At 67.8% G+C, this 16,641-nt stretch carries 14 protein-coding genes; 12 read left to right on the plus strand and 2 right to left on the minus strand.

Annotation, left to right across the window (positions count from 1 at the left end; genetic code table 11):
* Position 1: 1 nt before the first annotated feature.
* From pgeF to AB0J62_RS11245, 5 genes are all read left to right on the plus strand, one after another.
* A complete protein-coding gene (gene pgeF, locus AB0J62_RS11225) occupies positions 2-727 on the plus strand; it encodes a peptidoglycan editing factor PgeF (protein WP_363867441.1) in 726 nt (241 codons plus the stop codon).
* The gene (locus tag AB0J62_RS11230) at positions 724-1,437 is read left to right on the plus strand and encodes a YggS family pyridoxal phosphate-dependent enzyme (protein WP_363867444.1); all 714 of its coding nucleotides are present in this window, start codon (positions 724-726) and stop codon (positions 1,435-1,437) included. Before pgeF ends, AB0J62_RS11230 begins: the two co-directional genes overlap by 4 nt.
* Positions 1,438-1,518: 81 nt before the next feature.
* Complete coding sequence (gene sepF / locus AB0J62_RS11235) at positions 1,519-2,073, plus strand: cell division protein SepF (protein WP_134098306.1); 555 nt, start codon at positions 1,519-1,521, stop codon at positions 2,071-2,073.
* Between the two features lie 50 nt (positions 2,074-2,123).
* Complete coding sequence (locus AB0J62_RS11240) at positions 2,124-2,429, plus strand: YggT family protein (RefSeq protein ID WP_130446657.1); 306 nt, start codon at positions 2,124-2,126, stop codon at positions 2,427-2,429.
* 198 nt (positions 2,430-2,627) lie between these two features.
* The gene (locus tag AB0J62_RS11245) at positions 2,628-3,389 is read left to right on the plus strand and encodes a DivIVA domain-containing protein (RefSeq protein ID WP_134098310.1); all 762 of its coding nucleotides are present in this window, start codon (positions 2,628-2,630) and stop codon (positions 3,387-3,389) included.
* A gap of 99 nt (positions 3,390-3,488) precedes the next feature.
* Here AB0J62_RS11245 and AB0J62_RS11250 read toward each other — a convergent pair whose 3' ends face one another.
* Positions 3,489-3,947, minus strand: coding sequence for a pyridoxamine 5'-phosphate oxidase family protein (locus tag AB0J62_RS11250; protein WP_363867450.1), 459 nt, complete (start codon positions 3,945-3,947; stop codon positions 3,489-3,491).
* 19 nt (positions 3,948-3,966) lie between these two features.
* Between AB0J62_RS11250 and AB0J62_RS11255 the strand changes: the two genes are divergently transcribed.
* Positions 3,967-4,428, plus strand: a complete 462-nt coding sequence (locus AB0J62_RS11255) for a MarR family transcriptional regulator (RefSeq protein ID WP_363867453.1) — start codon at positions 3,967-3,969, stop codon at positions 4,426-4,428.
* An 85-nt stretch (positions 4,429-4,513) separates the two neighbouring features.
* Here AB0J62_RS11255 and ileS read toward each other — a convergent pair whose 3' ends face one another.
* Complete coding sequence (ileS, locus tag AB0J62_RS11260; RefSeq protein ID WP_363867456.1) at positions 4,514-7,666, minus strand: isoleucine--tRNA ligase; 3,153 nt, start codon at positions 7,664-7,666, stop codon at positions 4,514-4,516.
* A gap of 472 nt (positions 7,667-8,138) precedes the next feature.
* Between ileS and AB0J62_RS11265 the strand changes: the two genes are divergently transcribed.
* The 6 genes from AB0J62_RS11265 (at position 8,139) to AB0J62_RS11290 (ending at position 16,621) form a co-directional block, all read left to right on the plus strand.
* Positions 8,139-8,840, plus strand: a complete 702-nt coding sequence (locus AB0J62_RS11265) for a TraR/DksA C4-type zinc finger protein (protein WP_363867459.1) — start codon at positions 8,139-8,141, stop codon at positions 8,838-8,840.
* A gap of 119 nt (positions 8,841-8,959) precedes the next feature.
* Complete coding sequence (gene lspA, locus AB0J62_RS11270; protein WP_363867462.1) at positions 8,960-9,436, plus strand: signal peptidase II; 477 nt, start codon at positions 8,960-8,962, stop codon at positions 9,434-9,436.
* Positions 9,437-9,468: 32 nt separating this feature from the next.
* Positions 9,469-10,374 (plus strand): RluA family pseudouridine synthase, encoded by a 906-nt coding sequence (locus AB0J62_RS11275; RefSeq protein ID WP_363867758.1) that lies wholly within the window; start codon positions 9,469-9,471, stop codon positions 10,372-10,374.
* Positions 10,375-10,504: 130 nt separating this feature from the next.
* Positions 10,505-14,053: a DNA polymerase III subunit alpha gene (dnaE, locus tag AB0J62_RS11280; RefSeq protein ID WP_363867467.1), complete on the plus strand. Its 3,549-nt coding sequence runs from the start codon at positions 10,505-10,507 to the stop codon at positions 14,051-14,053.
* Positions 14,054-14,086: 33 nt separating this feature from the next.
* Positions 14,087-14,713 carry a hypothetical protein gene (locus AB0J62_RS11285; protein WP_363867470.1) on the plus strand — a complete coding sequence of 209 codons (627 nt, stop codon included), beginning with the start codon at positions 14,087-14,089 and terminating at the stop codon, positions 14,711-14,713.
* Between the two features lie 48 nt (positions 14,714-14,761).
* Entirely contained in the window at positions 14,762-16,621 is a 1,860-nt protein-coding gene (locus tag AB0J62_RS11290) for a DUF3352 domain-containing protein (protein ID WP_363867473.1), read from the plus strand.
* The last annotated feature ends 20 nt before the right edge of the window (positions 16,622-16,641 follow it).

Here is a 16,641-nt window from a genome sequence, read left to right on the forward strand (position 1 = left end):
CGTGTTCGGCTACGACGAGGTTCTCTCCGCCGCCCGGGTCGTCTTCACCGATCGGTACGGCGGCGCCAGCAAACCGCCGTACGGCGAATTCAACCTCGGTGGGTACGGCGAGGACGCCGAGCGGATCGCCGAGAACTTCCGCCGGGTCGCGACCGCCTTCGAGGTGGAGCCCGACTCGATCGTCCGCGTCAGCCAGGTCCACGGCCGCGACGTCCACGTCGTCGGCCCGGACGACGACCTGCCGTTCGAGCAGAACCCAAAGGCCGACGGGCTCGTCACGACACGCTCCGACGTCGTGCTGGCCGTCCGCGCCGCGGATTGTCTGCCCGTGTTGCTGGTCGGGGACGGCGTGATCGGTGCGGCACACTCCGGGCGCAAGGGCATGTACGTCGGTATCGTGCCGGCGACCGTCGACGCGATGCGCGACCTCGGCGCCTCGCACATCACCGCCGTACTCGGGCCGTATGCCTGCGGGAAGTGCTACGAGGTGCCCGAAGAGATGCGCGCCGAGGTCGCCGAGCGCGTGCCGGCGGCGTACTCCGAGACGAGTTGGGGGACACCCGCGCTCGACGTGGCTGCCGGGGTGAAGGCGCAACTGGCCGAGCTCGACGTCGAGGTGATCGACGCGACCGCGTGCACGATCGAGTCCGGCAACCTGTACTCGTACCGGCGCGAAGGTCCGACCAGCGGCCGGATGGCCGGTCTCATCAAGCTGGTGACGCGATGACGGATCGCGCCGACGAGCTGCGCGGCAACCTGCTGCAGGTTCGGGAGCGGATCGAGAAGGCCTGTCAGGCGGCCGGGAGATCCCCGGATGAGGTGACCCTCGTCGCGATCACCAAAACCTTCCCAGTCAGCGATGTGCGGGCGCTGGCGGCCCTCGGAGTACGGGACGTCGGAGAGAACCGCGAGCAAGAGCTCAAGGTGAAGGCGCCGGAGTGCGCTGACCTCACGTGGCACTTCGTCGGCCAGCTGCAGTCGAAGAAGGCCAGGTCTGTTGTCCGGAACGCGTCGATCGTGCACTCCGTCGATCGATCGTCACTCGTCGAGGCGCTGTCCAAGGCCGCGGTCGCCGAGGAGAAGTCAGTGCGCTGCCTGATCCAGGTGAGCCTTGCGGCGTACGGATCGGCCGAGGCGGCGACCGGCGCGGGGCGTGGCGGCGTTGAGCCTTCCGACGTACCCGAACTGGCCGCGGAGATCGCGGCGGCGGACGCACTGGAGCTCGGGGGAGTGATGGCTGTCGCGCCGTTGGGATCGGACCCCGACGAAGCGTTCGCCGGGCTGCGCGACGTAGCGTCGCGGCTACGCTCCGAACACCCCGGTGCCGATTGGATCTCAGCCGGGATGACCGGTGATCTGGAGGCCGCGATCAAGCACGGCGCGACACACGTCCGGCTCGGGCGCGCCTTACTCGGTACGCGTCCTTCACTCGGTTAGTGTCGACATCGTGCAGGTTTTGCTTCCTGCTCACCGTTGTAGGTGAAGTCTCGTCGAACCGGATCGAGGTGCTGGAGGGCCATGAGCGGCGCACTGCGCAAGATGGGTGTGTACCTCGGCTTGGTCGAGGACGGGGAGCGCTACAACGCGCGGTACGACGACTACGAGTACGACGAGTACGACGACGACGCAGTCGACGATGTTGACGGGGACTCCCACGAGACCGAGCCGGTACCTGCCGGCCGGGAGAGCCGCGAAGCTCGCGAGCACCGCGAGGACCGTGAGAACACCAGCGGCGCCACGGTCAGCAAGTTCCCAGACCGGCGCGGGGTCGCGCCGTCCCCGGAGGTTACCGAGTTGGCCCGCATCACCACCGTGCACCCGCGCAGCTACAACGAGGCGCGCGTCATCGGTGAGCATTTCCGCGACGGCACCCCCGTCATCATGAACCTGACCGAGATGGATCACGCCGACGCCAAGCGACTGGTCGACTTCGCCGCCGGGCTGATCTTCTGCTGCCGTGGATCGATCGAGCGGATCACCACCAAGGTGTTCCTGGTCTGCCCGCCGAACGTCACGGTCGCCGCCGAGGAGAAGGAGAAGATCGCCGCGGACGGGTTCTACAACCAGAGCTGATGCTCTGGCTGGCTCCTGGCCTTCCGCCGTCTTCTACACTCATTGACGACATGTTTGCTCTAGCGCTCGTCCTCAGTGTTCTCAGCTGGGTGCTGCTCGCCTTCTTCCTGGTCCTGGTGGCGCGGTTCGTGCTCAGTCTGATCGTCATGTTCGCGCCCCAGTGGCACCCGAAGGGTCCACTGCTCCTGTTCTTCGAGCTGATCTACTCGATCACCGATCCGCTGCTGAAGCCGTTGCGGCGGATCCTGCCCCCGATCGGGGCGGGCGGGGTGCGGATCGACCTGTCCATGCTGATGCTGTTCGTCATCGTCTCGGTGGCGATGTCCATCAACTCAACGGCTTTACGGTCGTTGTGAGGGTGGGAACGGCGGGGACCGGGTAGGTAGAGTCTCGGGAAAAACGGGGCAGTGTCCACCGGGCCGCTCCGCTGGGTAGGACCGTTGTCGACCGCCCGGATTCCGTCATAAGACAACGAAGCGATAACGTGATCTACTGAGTCGCCGGGGTGCAACACCACGGGGACTCCGCCAAGACACAGACAAACGAGGTGAAAGATGCCGCTGACGCCGGATGACGTCCGCTCGAAGCAGTTCACGCCCGTCCGACTACGGGAGGGCTACGACGTCACAGAGGTCGACTCATTCCTCGACGAGGTCGAGGCAGAGCTCGAGCGACTTCTCGCCGAGAACGAGGAGCTGCGGGCCAAGCTCGCTGCGGCTCAGCGCGCGGGTGCGGACCAGCAGCGGCCGGTCGTCGACCAGACCGCCGCCCTGCCGCCTGTCGTGCAGCAGCCCAAGCCCCCGGTCGTCGTCGAGAAGCCGGAAGAGAAGCCCCCGGTGATGCCCGCGGTCGCGGCTGCCGGTGCGGCTGCGGCGGCCGGCTCGGTCGGCGACGCCTCCAGCTCGGCCGTCCGGCTGCTGGAGATGGCCACCAAGCACTCCGACGACCTGGTCCAGGAGGCGAAGGACACCGCCGACAAGATCATCGGCGAGGCCCGCGCCAAGGCGGAGCGCCTGGAGAACGAGGCGCGTGGCAAGGCCGACCGGATGACCGGTGAGGCCCGTGCCCGCGCCGAGAAGCTCGACGGCGAGATCGCGGAGCGTCGTGCGCAGATGCTCGGCACGCTGGAGAAGCAGAAGGGTCAGCTCGAGCGCACGATCGACGACCTGCACGCGTACGAGCGTGAGTACCGCAGCCGCCTGAAGACGTACTTCACCGAGCAGCTGAAGGCGCTCGGCAACGGCGACGACACGCTCAGCCCGCGCAACGGCTTCCGTCCGGAGGCCCGCGCCCAGGCTCACGGTCACGGCGTGTAAACAAAACCTCGTTGAGGAGGCGGTGCTTTCCGGCGGCACCGCCTCTTCGTCATGTCTGGACACGTTTGACACACCGTCCCAGCACGGTGACAGGGTGTGTCAGGGCCAGACGAGAGGTTCCTTCCGGCCGCTCAGCGTCTCGACGTCGCTGAGCCGCAGCCGGTAGGGCGCAAGTCTGAGTAGTGCGGGTGATTCCCCGGCCGGTCCATCGGGGAACACACCCCAGAAGTCGTAGCCGAGCGGCGCCGGAGCATCTCGATACAGCTCCCACACTCGCTGCCGGGTCGCCACGTCCGCGACCCACTCCGCCTCGCAATCCGCGATGGCCACCTCGTGACCGGGCTCCCAGTAGGTGCAGCTCAGGTACGGACTGTTCGCGAGATGCCGCACCTTCACCGGCGTCTTCCGCGTCACGATCCAGCCGGTCAACTCGTCGCCGTCGAGCTCCCAGATCGGGTGCAGGATCCGGCTCCGCGGCCGGTTGTCCCGCCCGACGGTCGCGACACCGCACCACACGATTCGGTGCGCTCTCTCGATGAACTCCTTTTGCACAACCATGGTTGTGTATTCTAGTGGCATGGAGCTGGATCTGTCGCTGGTCTCGTTGTTCGCGGGCTGGGCGTTGGCCGACGAGGTGCAGCGCCGACTGACCGACGACGGCTTCGGCGATGCGCGCTTCGCCGACGGCGTCGTGTTCCAGCATCTGGTCGGCGGGCCGGTGACAATCACCACGCTGGCGGAAAAGCTCGGCGTCACCCAGCAGGCCGCCTCGAAGACCGTCGCCGATCTGCAGGCGCGCCGGTACGTCGCCCGCCGTACCGACCCGGACGATGCCCGGGCCAAGCAGGTCCACCTGACCGATCACGGCCAGGCGGTGATCGAGGCCGCCCGCAAACACCGGGCGGCGATCGACCGGGAGCTGCGCAAGTCGCTGGGCGACCACCGGGTCGAGGAGGCACGGCAACTACTCGCCGACGTCATCGACGGCCTCGGCGGAGCGGCAGCCATCCGCACCAGAACCGTCCGCCCACCCCACTGACAACCCTCACGCGCCACCCCGGGGCCTCGCGCCCAACCCGCACCTCGCCCCGCGAAGCGGGGCGGGGTGCAGGATGAACCGGTCGTCAGGCCTTGGTGAGCCAGTACGTCAGCTGCAGGTCTTCTTCGGTGCCGGTGGCAACGTCGGCGGGCTCGGTCGGGGCGGACTGGTTCAGCTCGACGGCGAGGACCTCGCGGGAGATCTCGTCGGCGTGCTTGCCCAGGGCATCGGTCAGCTCGGCGTCGGTCGAGGTCAGCCAGACCTTGATCCGGTCCGAGACCTCGAGGCCGGCGTTCTTCCGCGCCTCCTGCAACGTCCGGACCACCTCGCGGGCCAGGCCGGCCTGCCGCAGCTCGGGCGTCACCTCGAGGTCGAGGGCAACGGTCTCGCCCTGCTCATTGACGACCGACCAGCCTTCCTTCGGCCGCTCGGACAGCAGTACTTCGGCCTCGCTCACCCGGACGTCCTCGCCGTCCACGACGACCGACGCCGTCCCGGTCTCCTTCAGCTCGACCGCGAGCGCACCCGCGTCCGCGGCGGCGATCGCGGCCGCGACCACCGGCGTCTGCTTGGCGAACCGCTTGCCGAGCTCACGGAAGTTGCCCTTGGCGGAGAACTCGACCAGGTCGGCGCCCGCCGCGGACAGCGGCTCGACCGCGCCCACATTGAGCTCGTCCGCGATCTCCTGCAGCAGCTCGGGCGACAGGTCCGCGATCGCGGCCGATCCGACGAGAGCGCGGGCCAGCGGCTGGCGCGTCTTCACCTTCGCCTCGGCGCGGGCCGACCGGCCGAGCTCGACGACCCGGCGGGCCATCGACACGTGCTGCGTCAGGACGTCGTCGATCAGCGTCTCGTCGTACGTCGGGAAGCTCGACAGGTGGACCGACTCGGGCAGCTCCGGCGTGACCGGGCGGAACACGTCCTGCCAGACCCGCTCGGTGACGAACGGCGTCAGCGGCGCCATCACCCGGGTCAGCACCTCGAGCGTCTCGTGCAGCGTCGCCAGCGCGCCGGCGTCACCGGCCCAGAACCGGCGGCGCGAGCGGCGGACGTACCAGTTCGAGAGCACGTCGACGAACGAGTTGATCAGCAGACCGAGCCGCTGGGTGTCGAACGCGGCGTACGCCTCGTCGGTGTCGCGGACCAGCCGGTGCGTCTCGCTCACCAGCCACCGGTCCAGCACCGAACGGTCGGCGACGGCCGGAGCATCCGTCGGCGACCAGTCGGCCAGCCGGGCGTACAGCGCGTGGAACGCGACCGTGTTCCAGTAGGTGAGCAGCACCTTCCGGACGATCTCGTTCAGCACGTTCGGCCCGATGCCGCGTGCCTTCCACGGCGAGCCGGACGCGGCCATGAACCAACGCACCGCATCCGCGCTGTGGTCGTCCATCAGCGGGATCGGCTCGAGGATGTTGCCCAGGTGCTTGGACATCTTCCGGCCGTCCTCGGCCAGGATGTGCCCGAGGCAGACCACGTTGCGGTACGACGATTCGTCGAAGACCAGCGTGCCGATCGCCATCAGCGTGTAGAACCAGCCGCGGGTCTGGTCGATCGCCTCGGAGATGAAGTCTGCCGGGTAGGTCGTCGCGAACTTCTCCTTCGACCCTTCCACCCACGGGTAGCCCCACTGCGCGAACGGCATCGAGCCCGAGTCGTACCAGGCGTCGATCACCTCGGGGACGCGGTGCGACTCCGCGCCGCAGGTCGGGCAGTCGAAGGTGATGTCGTCGACGTACGGCCGGTGCGGGTCGGTGGCGCTCAGGTCGCGCCCGGCCAGCTCACCGAGCTCGGCGAGCGAGCCGACGCACACCTGATGATCGTCGGCGCAGCGCCAGATCGGCAGCGGCGTACCCCAGAAGCGGGAGCGGGAGACGGCCCAGTCGATGTTGTTGCGCAGCCAGTCGCCGTACCGGCCCCACTTGACCGAGTCCGGGTACCAGTTGGTCTGCTCGTTCTCGCGGAGCAGCGCGTCCTTCACCTGGGTGGTGCGGATGTACCAGGACGGGAGTGCGTAGTACATGACCGGGGTATGGCAGCGCCAGCAGTGCGGGTACGGGTGCTCGTACGGCACGTGCTTGAACAGCACACCGCGCGCGTCGAGGTCCTTGACCAGGTCCTCGTCGGCCTTCTTGAAGAACTGCCCACCTACCAGCGGTACGTCGGCGTTGAAGTGACCGCTCGAGTCCACCGGGTTCACGACCGGCAGGTTGTACGCGCGGCCCACCGCGAGGTCGTCCGCACCGAAGGCGGGCGACTGGTGCACCAGACCGGTGCCGTCCTCGGTCGTGACGTAGTCCGCGAGTACGACGTAGTGGGCAGGCTCGTCGAACGGCACGAGCTCGAACGGCCGCTGGTAGGTCCACAGCTCCATCTCGCGACCGGCGTACTCGTTGGTGACCGTCCAGCCTTCACCGAGCCGGTCGAGCAGCGGCTTGGCGACGACCAGCGACTCCACGCCGTCGGTGGCGACGACGTACTCGACGTCGGGGTGTACGGCGACTGCCGTGTTGGACACGAGGGTCCACGGGGTCGTCGTCCAGACCAGCAGTGACGCCTTGCCGGCCAGCGGACCGGAGGTCAGCGGGAATCGGACGTACACGGACGGGTCGACGACGGTCTCGTAGCCCTGGGCGAGCTCGTGGTCGGACAGGCCGGTGCCACAGCGCGGGCAGTACGGCGTGATGCGGTAGTCCTCGACCAGCAGGCCCTTGTCGTGGATCTGCTTGAGCGACCACCAGACCGACTGGACGTACTCCGGGTCCATCGTCTTGTACGGGTGCTCGAGGTCGACCCAGTACCCCATCCGGACGGTCAGCTCGTTGAACGCGTCCACATGCCGCAGCACCGACTCGCGGCACTTGGCGTTGAACTCGGCGATGCCGTACGCCTCGATGTCGTTCTTGCCGCTGAAGCCGAGCTCCTTCTCGACCGCGACCTCGACCGGGAGGCCGTGGCAGTCCCAGCCGGCCTTGCGCTCGACCCAGAACCCCTTCATGGTCCGGTAGCGCGGGAACACGTCCTTGAAGACGCGGGCCTCGATGTGGTGGGTGCCCGGCATGCCGTTCGCGGTCGGGGGGCCCTCGTAGAAGGTCCACGGCTGACCGCCGGCGGACTGCTCCAGGCTCTTGGCGAAGGTGTCGTGCTCGTCCCAGAGGGTGAGCACCTCGCGCTCGAGCGCGGGGAAATCCACCTGGGCGGGAACCTGCCGCCAGGGGGTCTGTGAGTTCTCTGCCGCCATCTCATCGTCCTTCGTCGCCACTGACCTGCGGGACGAGGGACGAAGCACCGGCTCGGCGCCGGCACCGCGCGGTACCACCCTCCTTGGTATCCCTCCGCGAGATACCCACTTCCTTTTGCTGCCGCTGCCGGTTCTAATAGGTCCCTTACAGACCGTTCTTCCGGCGGCTCCGGGGTGATAGCCCCATCACTGCCTTGCGGATCGCGGTTGTCAGTGTACGGCGTCGTACGAGCTGACTACGAATCGTTAATCGTTCTTGGGGGAGATGCCGGTGAGCCGACTGAAACGTTCGGTGACATAGCGTAGTCGCTGAGACAGGGCTGTGACGCGCGGAACATCGAGCGGACTTGAAGAACCGACTACCGTATGTCCACGGTCTGCGCGTCGGGCTGGCACGTGGTGAGCACGTGGCCTACTGTCTTGCGACCAGTCCGCTTCAGTCTCCGACGAAGGCAGGGGGTAGCTGATCAGCATGGCTACATCGGCACAGAAGAAATCCGCCCCCCAACGCTCTGCCGCGGCCAAGAAGAGCGCTGCGAAGAAGACCGAGCCGGTCCAGAAGACGACGGCTCGCAAAGCCCCGGCGCGGAACACACCGACGAAGGCCTCGCCGGCCAAGAAGACTCCCGCGAAGAAGTCGGCGTCGACTTCCACCGCGGCAAAGAAGGCTCCGGCCAAGAAGATCCCTGCCAAGGAAGCCCAGACAAAGAGGGTGGCCATGAAGACGAACGAGAACAGGACCCCGGCCACTGCGCCGGCGAAGTCCGCTGCACATACGGCCGAAACCTTCAAGGTGAAGCCGGGCGAGGATCCGTGGACCGCTGCCGAGCTCGCCGAGCTCCGCGCGGAACTGGAGGGTGAGGTCGACCACCTCAAGGAGGAGATCCGCGACGCCGAGCAGGAGATCGCGGGCCTGTTCCGCGACGGCAGCGACGGCGCCGGGAACGACCAGGCCGATGTCGGGTCGACCACCCTGGAGCGGTACCACGAGCTGTCGCTGGCCAACAACGCCCGCGACATGCTGAACCAGATCGAGTTCGCGCTGACCCGGATCGACGACGGCACGTACGGCGTCTGCGAGAACTGCGGCAACGCGATCGGCAAGGGTCGGCTGCAGGCGTTCCCGCGTGCGACACTGTGCGTGTCATGCAAAGAACGCCAGGAACGCCGCTGAACGACCCTGCCTCGTCTCACCAGGTGGGAGACGCAGACACCACGGAACCGGCCGACGACCCGTCGGCCGGTTCTCCGTCGTCCCCGCCACCGCCACCGCCGGTTCGATCCTGGAAATGGATGGGGCTGTTCGGCGCCGTCGGCCTGGTGATCCTGCTGGTCGACCAGGTGACGAAGGCGCTCGCGCTGGCTCACCTCACGCCGGGTGAACCGGTGAATGTGGTCGGATCGCTGCTGAAGTTCAACCTGATCCGGAATCCGGGCGCCGCGTTCAGTCTCGGGACCAGTTACACGCCGTACATCTCGGCGATCCAGATCATTGTCGCGATCGGCGTGATCTACCTGTCCCGGCGGCTCGGATCGGCGGGCTGGGCGGTCGCGTTCGGGCTGCTGTTCGGCGGCGCGGTCGGGAACATCATCGACCGGATCTTCCGCGAGCCGTCGGCGTTCCACGGGCACGTGGTCGACTTCCTGCAGACGCCGCACTGGGCGATCTTCAACGTCGCGGACATGGCGGTGACGTCGGCCGCCATCCTGCTGGTGATCCAGACGCTGCGCGGGGTCAAGCTCGACGGGACGCGGGAGCAACAGAAGTGACATCCGGAACCTCAGGGACCTCCCGGACCGTGATGGTGCCGGACGGTCTCGCGGGGGAGCGGCTCGACGCGGCGCTGTCCCGGCTGTTCGGCGTGTCCCGGACGAAGGCGGCCGAGATGATCGAGTCCGGCCTCGTCCAGGTCGACGGATCGCCCGCGCCGAAGTCTGCGCGGGTCGCGGCCGGTGACCTGCTCGACGTCGAGTTGCCGGCGCCGCCGTCCGAGGTGACCGTCGTACCGGAGACCGTGGACAACCTGCGGATCGTGTACGACGACGACGAGATCGTCGTCGTCGACAAACCGGTCGGAGTCGCCGCGCATCCGTCGCCCGGCTGGACCGGCCCGACTGTGATCGGTCACCTGGCCGGCGCAGGCTTCACCATCTCCACGAGCGGCGCGGCCGAGCGCAAGGGCATCGTGCACCGGCTCGACGTCGGCACGTCCGGGCTGATGGTCGTCGCCAAGACGGAGTACGCGTACACCGTCCTCAAGCGCGCGTTCAAGGAGCGCACAGTCAAGAAGATCTACCACGCGCTGGTGCAGGGGCATCCCGACCCGTTCACCGGCACCGTGGACGCGCCGATCGACCGGCACCCGCACCACGACTACAAGTTCGGCGTGGTGGCCGGCGGCAAGCCGAGCGTGACCCACTACGAGACGCTCGAGGCGTTCCGGTACGCGACGCTGCTCGAGATCACCCTCGAGACCGGCCGCACCCACCAGATCCGCGTGCACATGTCGGCGATCGGCCACCCGTGCTGCGGCGACCTCACGTACGGCGCCGACCCGGTCCTGGCCGAACGCCTCGGCCTCACCCGCCAGTGGCTGCACGCCATGCGCCTCGGCTTCACCCACCCCGGCACCGGCGAGTACGTCGAGTTCACCTCGGAGTACCCAGCCGACCTCGACCACGCCCTGGACCTCCTCGTCGACGCATGAGGTCCGAGGGCGCCGACCGGATATCGGGCGGCCACGATGTGGGTCGGAGCGGCGGTTCAGAAAGTGTCGACGGCGCCGATTAGGCTGTTCCAGTCCATCTCACTCCGCGCCCTGGGAGGTCCGCGTCGATATGGCGTCCAGCGACAGTTTTGTGCATCTCCACGTGCACACCGAGTACTCCATGCTGGACGGCGCCGCGCGGATCGACGAGTTGTTCAAAACTGCCCAGGAGATGGGGCAGCCGGCCATCGCCACGACCGACCACGGCTACGTGTTCGGGGCGTACGAGTTCTGGAAGACCGCGAAGAAGTACGACGTCAAGCCGATCATCGGCGTCGAGGCGTACCTGACGCCGCACACCCACCGCTCGGAGCGGAAGCGGGTCAAGTGGGGCGACGCGAACTCCGGCCGCGACGACGTCTCCGGCTCGGGTGCGTACACGCACATGACGCTGCTGGCGAAGAACACCTCGGGCATGCACAACCTGTTCAAGATGAGCTCGCTGGCCAGCCTCGAGGGCTACTACTTCAAGCCCCGGATGGACCGCGAGCTGCTGAACACCTACGGCCAGGGCCTGATCGCGACCACCGGCTGCCCGTCCGGCGAGGTGCAGACCCGGCTCCGCCTCGGGCAGTACAAGGAGGCCGTCGAGGCCGCCGCGGAGTTCCGCGACATCTTCGGCAAGGAGAACTTCTACTGCGAGCTGATGGACCACGGCCTCGGCATCGAGCGGGACATCCAGAAGGACCTGCTCAGGCTGGCCAAGGACCTCGGCCTCCCGCTGGTCGCGACCAACGACCTGCACTACACCAAGCCCGAGGACGCCACCGCCCATGCGGCGCTGCTGTGCGTCCAGTCCGGCTCGACGCTGTCCGACCCCAACCGGTTCAAGTTCGACGCGAACGAGTTCTACGTCAAGACGGCCGCCGAGATGCGCGAGGTCTGGAAGGACCTCCCGGAGGCCTGTGACAACACGCTGCTGATCGCGGAGCAGTGCGACGTCAGCTTCACCGAGGGCGAGGGCCGGTTCATGCCGCGCTTCCCCTGCCCGGAGGGGCACAACGAGGAGTCCTGGTTCGTCGCCGAGGTCGAGACCGGTCTGCACAAGCGCTACCCCGCCGGCGTCCCGGACCACGTCCGCAAGCAGGCGGAGTACGAGATCGAGGTCATCACCTCGAAGGGCTACGCGGGCTACTTCCTGGTCGTCGCGGACTTCATCAACTGGGCCAAGCAGCACGGCATCCGGGTCGGTCCGGGCCGTGGTTCCGGCGCCGGTTCGATGTGCGCGTACGCGATGCGGATCACCGACCTGGACCCGCTCCAGCACGGCCTGATCTTCGAGCGCTTCCTGAACCCGGAACGTATGTCGATGCCCGACTTCGACATCGACTTCGACGACCGCCGCCGCCCCGAGGTGATCCGCTACGTCACCGAGAAGTACGGCGACGACCGGGTCGCGATGATCGTCACCTACGGCACGATCAAGGCCAAGCAGGCGATCAAGGACGCCGGCCGGGTGCTGGACTACCCGTTCGCGATGGGCGACCGGATCACCAAGGCGATGCCGCCGGCGGTGATGGGCAAGGACATCCCGCTGTCCGGCATCTTCGACTCGCAGCACAAGCGGTACTCCGAGGCGGGCGAGTTCCGGCAGCTGTACGAGGCCGACCAGGACGTCCGCAAGATCGTCGACACCGCCCGCGGCCTGGAGAACCTGAAGCGCCAGTGGGGCGTGCACGCGGCCGGCGTGATCATGTCCAGCGAGCCGCTGATCGAGCTGATCCCGATCATGCGCCGCGAGCAGGACGGCCAGGTCATCACCCAGTTCGACTACCCGAGCTGCGAGACGCTCGGCCTGGTCAAGATGGACTTCCTGGGCCTGCGCAACCTGACGATCATGGACGACGCGGTCAAGAACGTCGAGGCCAGCCGCGGCATCACGCTGGACCTGGACCAGCTGGCCAAGAGCCTGGACGACGGGCCCACCTTCGAGCTGCTCGGCCGCGGTGACACGCTCGGCGTGTTCCAGTTCGACGGTGGTCCGATGCGGGCGCTGCTGCGGCTGATGAAGCCGGACAACTTCGAGGACATCTCCGCGGTCGGCGCGCTCTACCGGCCCGGTCCGATGGGCGCGAACAGCCACACCAACTACGCCCTGCGCAAGAACAAGCAGCAGGAGATCAGCTACCCGCACGACGAACTCGCCGTCGCGCTCGAACCGATCCTGGGGACGACCTACGGTCTGATCGTCTACCAGGAGCAGGTGATGGCGATCGCCCAGCAGCTGGCCGGCTACACGCTCGGCAAGGCGGATCTGCTCCGCCGGGCGATGGGCAAGAAGAAGCGCGAGGTCCTGGACGCCGAGTACGTCGGCTTCTCCGAGGGCATGAAGGCGAACGGCTTCTCCGACCAGTCGATCAAGGCTCTTTGGGACGTCCTGGTCCCGTTCTCCGACTACGCGTTCAACAAGGCGCACTCCGCGGCGTACGGTCTGGTCTCGTACTGGACGGCGTACCTGAAGGCGAACTACCCCGCGGAGTACATGGCCGCTGTTCTGACGTCCGTGAAGGACGACAAGGACAAGATGGCCATCTACCTGAACGAGTGCCGCCGGATGGGCATCAAGGTGCTGCCGCCGGACGTCAACGAGTCCGACTCGAACTTCACCCCGGTCGGCACCGACATCCGCTTCGGTCTGTCCGCGATCCGCAACGTCGGCGTGAACGTGGTCGCCGAGATCGTCGCGGCCCGCGAGGAGAAGGGGCGGTTCACCGACTTCGTCGACTTCATCGACAAGGTGTCGCTGCCGGTCTGCAACAAGCGCGTGATCGAGTCGCTGGCCAAGGCCGGTTCGTTCGACTCGATGAACCACGCGCGCCGGGCCGTGGTCGCGGTGCACGAGCAGGCCGTCGACGAAGCCATCGACCTCAAGCGGAACGAGGCGCACGGCCAGTTCGACCTGTTCTCGATGGGGGACGACGAGGCCGACGAGGGCGAGGGCAACAGCCGCCTGACCGTCACCGTCCCCGAGATCGAGGAGTGGGACAAGGCGACCAAGCTGGCGCACGAGCGCGACATGCTGGGGCTGTACGTGTCCGACCACCCGCTGTTCGGCGTCGAGCACGTGCTCACCAACGGCAGCGACTGCACGATCGGTCAGCTGCTCGCCGACGAGGACCGTCCGGACGGCAGCCGGGTCACGATCGGCGGCCTGGTGACCGCGGTCCAGCGGAAGGTCAACAAGCGTGGCGACATCTACGCGATCGTCACCATCGAGGACCTCGAAGGTTCGATCGAGGTGATGATGTTCTCCTCGGCGTACCAGCTGCACGCGCACCTGCTCACCAACGACGCGATCATCCTGATGAAGGGCCGGGTACGCCGCCGCGAGGACCGGCTCGAGCTGAGCGGTGACGAGGTCGTCGTACCCGACCTCACCGAGGGCCCGAGCGGACCGGTCGTGATCACGATGGCGGCCAACCGGTGTACGCCGCCGGTCGTCACGCAACTGCGGGACGTGCTGAAGTCGCATCCGGGGATGACCGAGGTGCAGCTCAAGCTGCAGGCGCGGCAGAAGACCGAGATCTGGCGGATCGCGGATCAGTACCGCGTCACCCCGACGGCTTCGCTGATGGCGGACCTGAAGGCGCTTCTCGGTCCCTCCTGCCTGGCCAGCTGATCGGCGCTGGAGTCGATGCGGCACACTGTCGACGTGAGTCAAGAGTCGTCTCAGCCTTCGCCGTACGTGGCGCCGCCGTCGAGCAATCCGTTCGGCGCGCCGCCGGCGGAGGACCGCCCGCTGCCGTGGGCGAAGGCCGTGCTGGTGACGGTGGCGGTGTTCCTCGTCGCCGGTGTGGTGGCCGGCTGGGCGTGGCAGGAGTTCTCGCCGCTGGCGCAGTACACCGTGGACGAGCAGGGTGGTGCGCTGGGCGAGGAGCAGATGACCCGGATCTTCGGGCCGGACGGGACGTTCACCTCGATCGGATTCCTCACCGCGCTGGTGCTCGGCGGTGCGCTGTTCTGGTGGTTGCGGAACTACGGTCCGTGGTCGGTGGCGATTGTTGCCGTGGGCGCCTGCTTGGGATCGGGGATCTGCTGGGGCGTCGGCATGCTGCTCGGGCACGACGCGATCGAGCCGCGGTTGCGGGCTGCCCGGCCGGGGGATCTGGTGGCGGCTCCGCTGGAGTTGCATACCTGGACACCCGCGGCCGCCTGGCTGGTCGGCGCAGCGCTGGCCTGCGCCGTGATCGCGGCCACGACCTGGCGCGCGGACCCTGTTGCTCCGGTTGCAACCACTTCGCAACCTGCTGCGTCAGACCCTGCGCCCCCGGTCCACTAGCCTTTGCAGGTCCGGCGGGTGAGGCCACCGGAGCCAGCGAGGGAGCTTATGTCCGACCAGAACCAACCCCCCAACCCGCAGTACCCAGGCGCCGGCGGTCCGCAGTACGGTCCGCCGCCCGGACAGCAGCCCGGCCAGAACCCTTGGCCGCAGCAGGGCCGGCCGCCGGTTCCGCCGCAGCAGGGTCAGCCGCCGCGGGGGCCGCAGGGACAGCCGCAGTACGGACAGCAGCCGGGGTACCCGCAGCAGCCGATGCACCCGCAGCAGGGTCAGCCGCAGTACGGCGCACCGCAGCAGGGCCAGCAGCAGGGCCAGCAGCAGGGTCAGCAGTACGGACAGCAGCAAGGCCAGGGTGGACCGCAGTACAGTCAGCCGGGGCAGGCGTCGTACGAGCAGATGCACATCGGCGGTCAGCCGCCGCAGGGTCCGGGCTACGGCTATCAGCAGGGCCAGCCGCAGTGGCAGCCGGAGCCGAAGAAGAAGCGCGGCAAGGTGATCCCGATCATCGCCGCGCTGGCGATGGTCCTGGTCGTGGCCGGCGGCGGAATCTTTGCCTACGGCAAGCTTGCCGGCGGCAAGCAGCCGGCCGACGTCCTGCCGGGCACCGCCGTCGCGTACGCCCGCGTCGACCTGAACCCGTCCGCCGGCCAGAAGGTCGCGGCGATCCGGTTCATGATGAAGTTCCCGTCGGTGAAGGACAAGCTCGGCCTGACCGGCGACACGGACGATCTGCGGCAGAAGCTGTTCGAGCAGATCAAGAAGTCCTCCGGCGACGACCTCGCCGATGTCGACTACGACAAGGACATCAAGCCGTGGCTCGGCGACCGCGCCGGCATCGCCGCGCTTCCGCCGGCCGACGGCAAGCGTGAGCCGGACGTCGTGGTCGCCGTCCAGGTGAAGAACCAGGACGCCGCGAACAAGGGCATGGACAAGCTGCTGGCGAACGAGGACAAGAAGCCCGGTCGCGCGTTCAGCGACGGGTACATGCTGCTCTCGGACGACCAGGCGACCGTCGACTCGGCCGTCGCGACCGCCAAGGAAAACCCGCTGACCAAGAACGCCAAGTTCAGCGCGGACATGGACAAGCTCGGCGAGCAGGGCTTCCTGTCGGGCTGGGCGGACGTGAAGGGGATCGCCTCGATCACCGGCAAGGTCGACTCCGGTCAGATCGCCGGCCTCGGTGACGCTACGACGGCGGTCGCGCTGCGGTTCGACGCGTCGTACGTCGAGCTGAAGGGGATCGGCCAGGGCGACAAGAGCATCAAGGTGAACTCGGGCGCCGACGCCGCCGACCTGATCTCGAAGCTGCCGGACACCACGGCCGGCGCGATCGCGGTCTCCGGCGGCGACAACCTGATCGACACCGCGTGGCAGCAGGTGCAGAAGGCGGGCGGCGAGAACCTCAAGCCGATGCTCGACCGGATCACCGAGGAGACCGGCCTGACCCTGCCGGACGACCTGAAGAGCCTGGTCGGCAAGAACCTCGCGGTCGCGATGGACAAGGACACCGCGAACGGACCGAAGATCGCGGCCCGGATGGAGACCGACCCGGCGAAGGCCGAGCCGGTGGTGCAGAAGCTGACCTCGCTGCTGCGGCAGCGTTCGTCGGCCGACATCCCGATCGAGACCGCGAAGGACAACGACACGCTCGTGGTCTCGACCAGCAAGGAGTACGCCGACCAGGTGCTGCAGGGCGGCAACCTCGGTGGGACGGAGAACTTCAAGCAGGCGCTGCCGGACACCAAGGGCGCCATGATGATCGGGTACGTCGACTTCGAGGCGGCGGGCGCGCTCAGCGAGCGGTTCGCGGACGACAAGGACCTGGCGGCGCTCCGCTCGGCCGGTATCGTCACCCGCTCGACCGGCGACGGCCAGGCCGAGTTCAGCCTGCGGGTCGTCGCGAAGTAGCCACTCCCCGAAAAAGCCCC

Origin of the sequence: Kribbella sp. NPDC049584 (genome assembly GCF_040675555.1) — a bacterium.
GTDB lineage: Bacteria > Actinomycetota > Actinomycetes > Propionibacteriales > Kribbellaceae > Kribbella.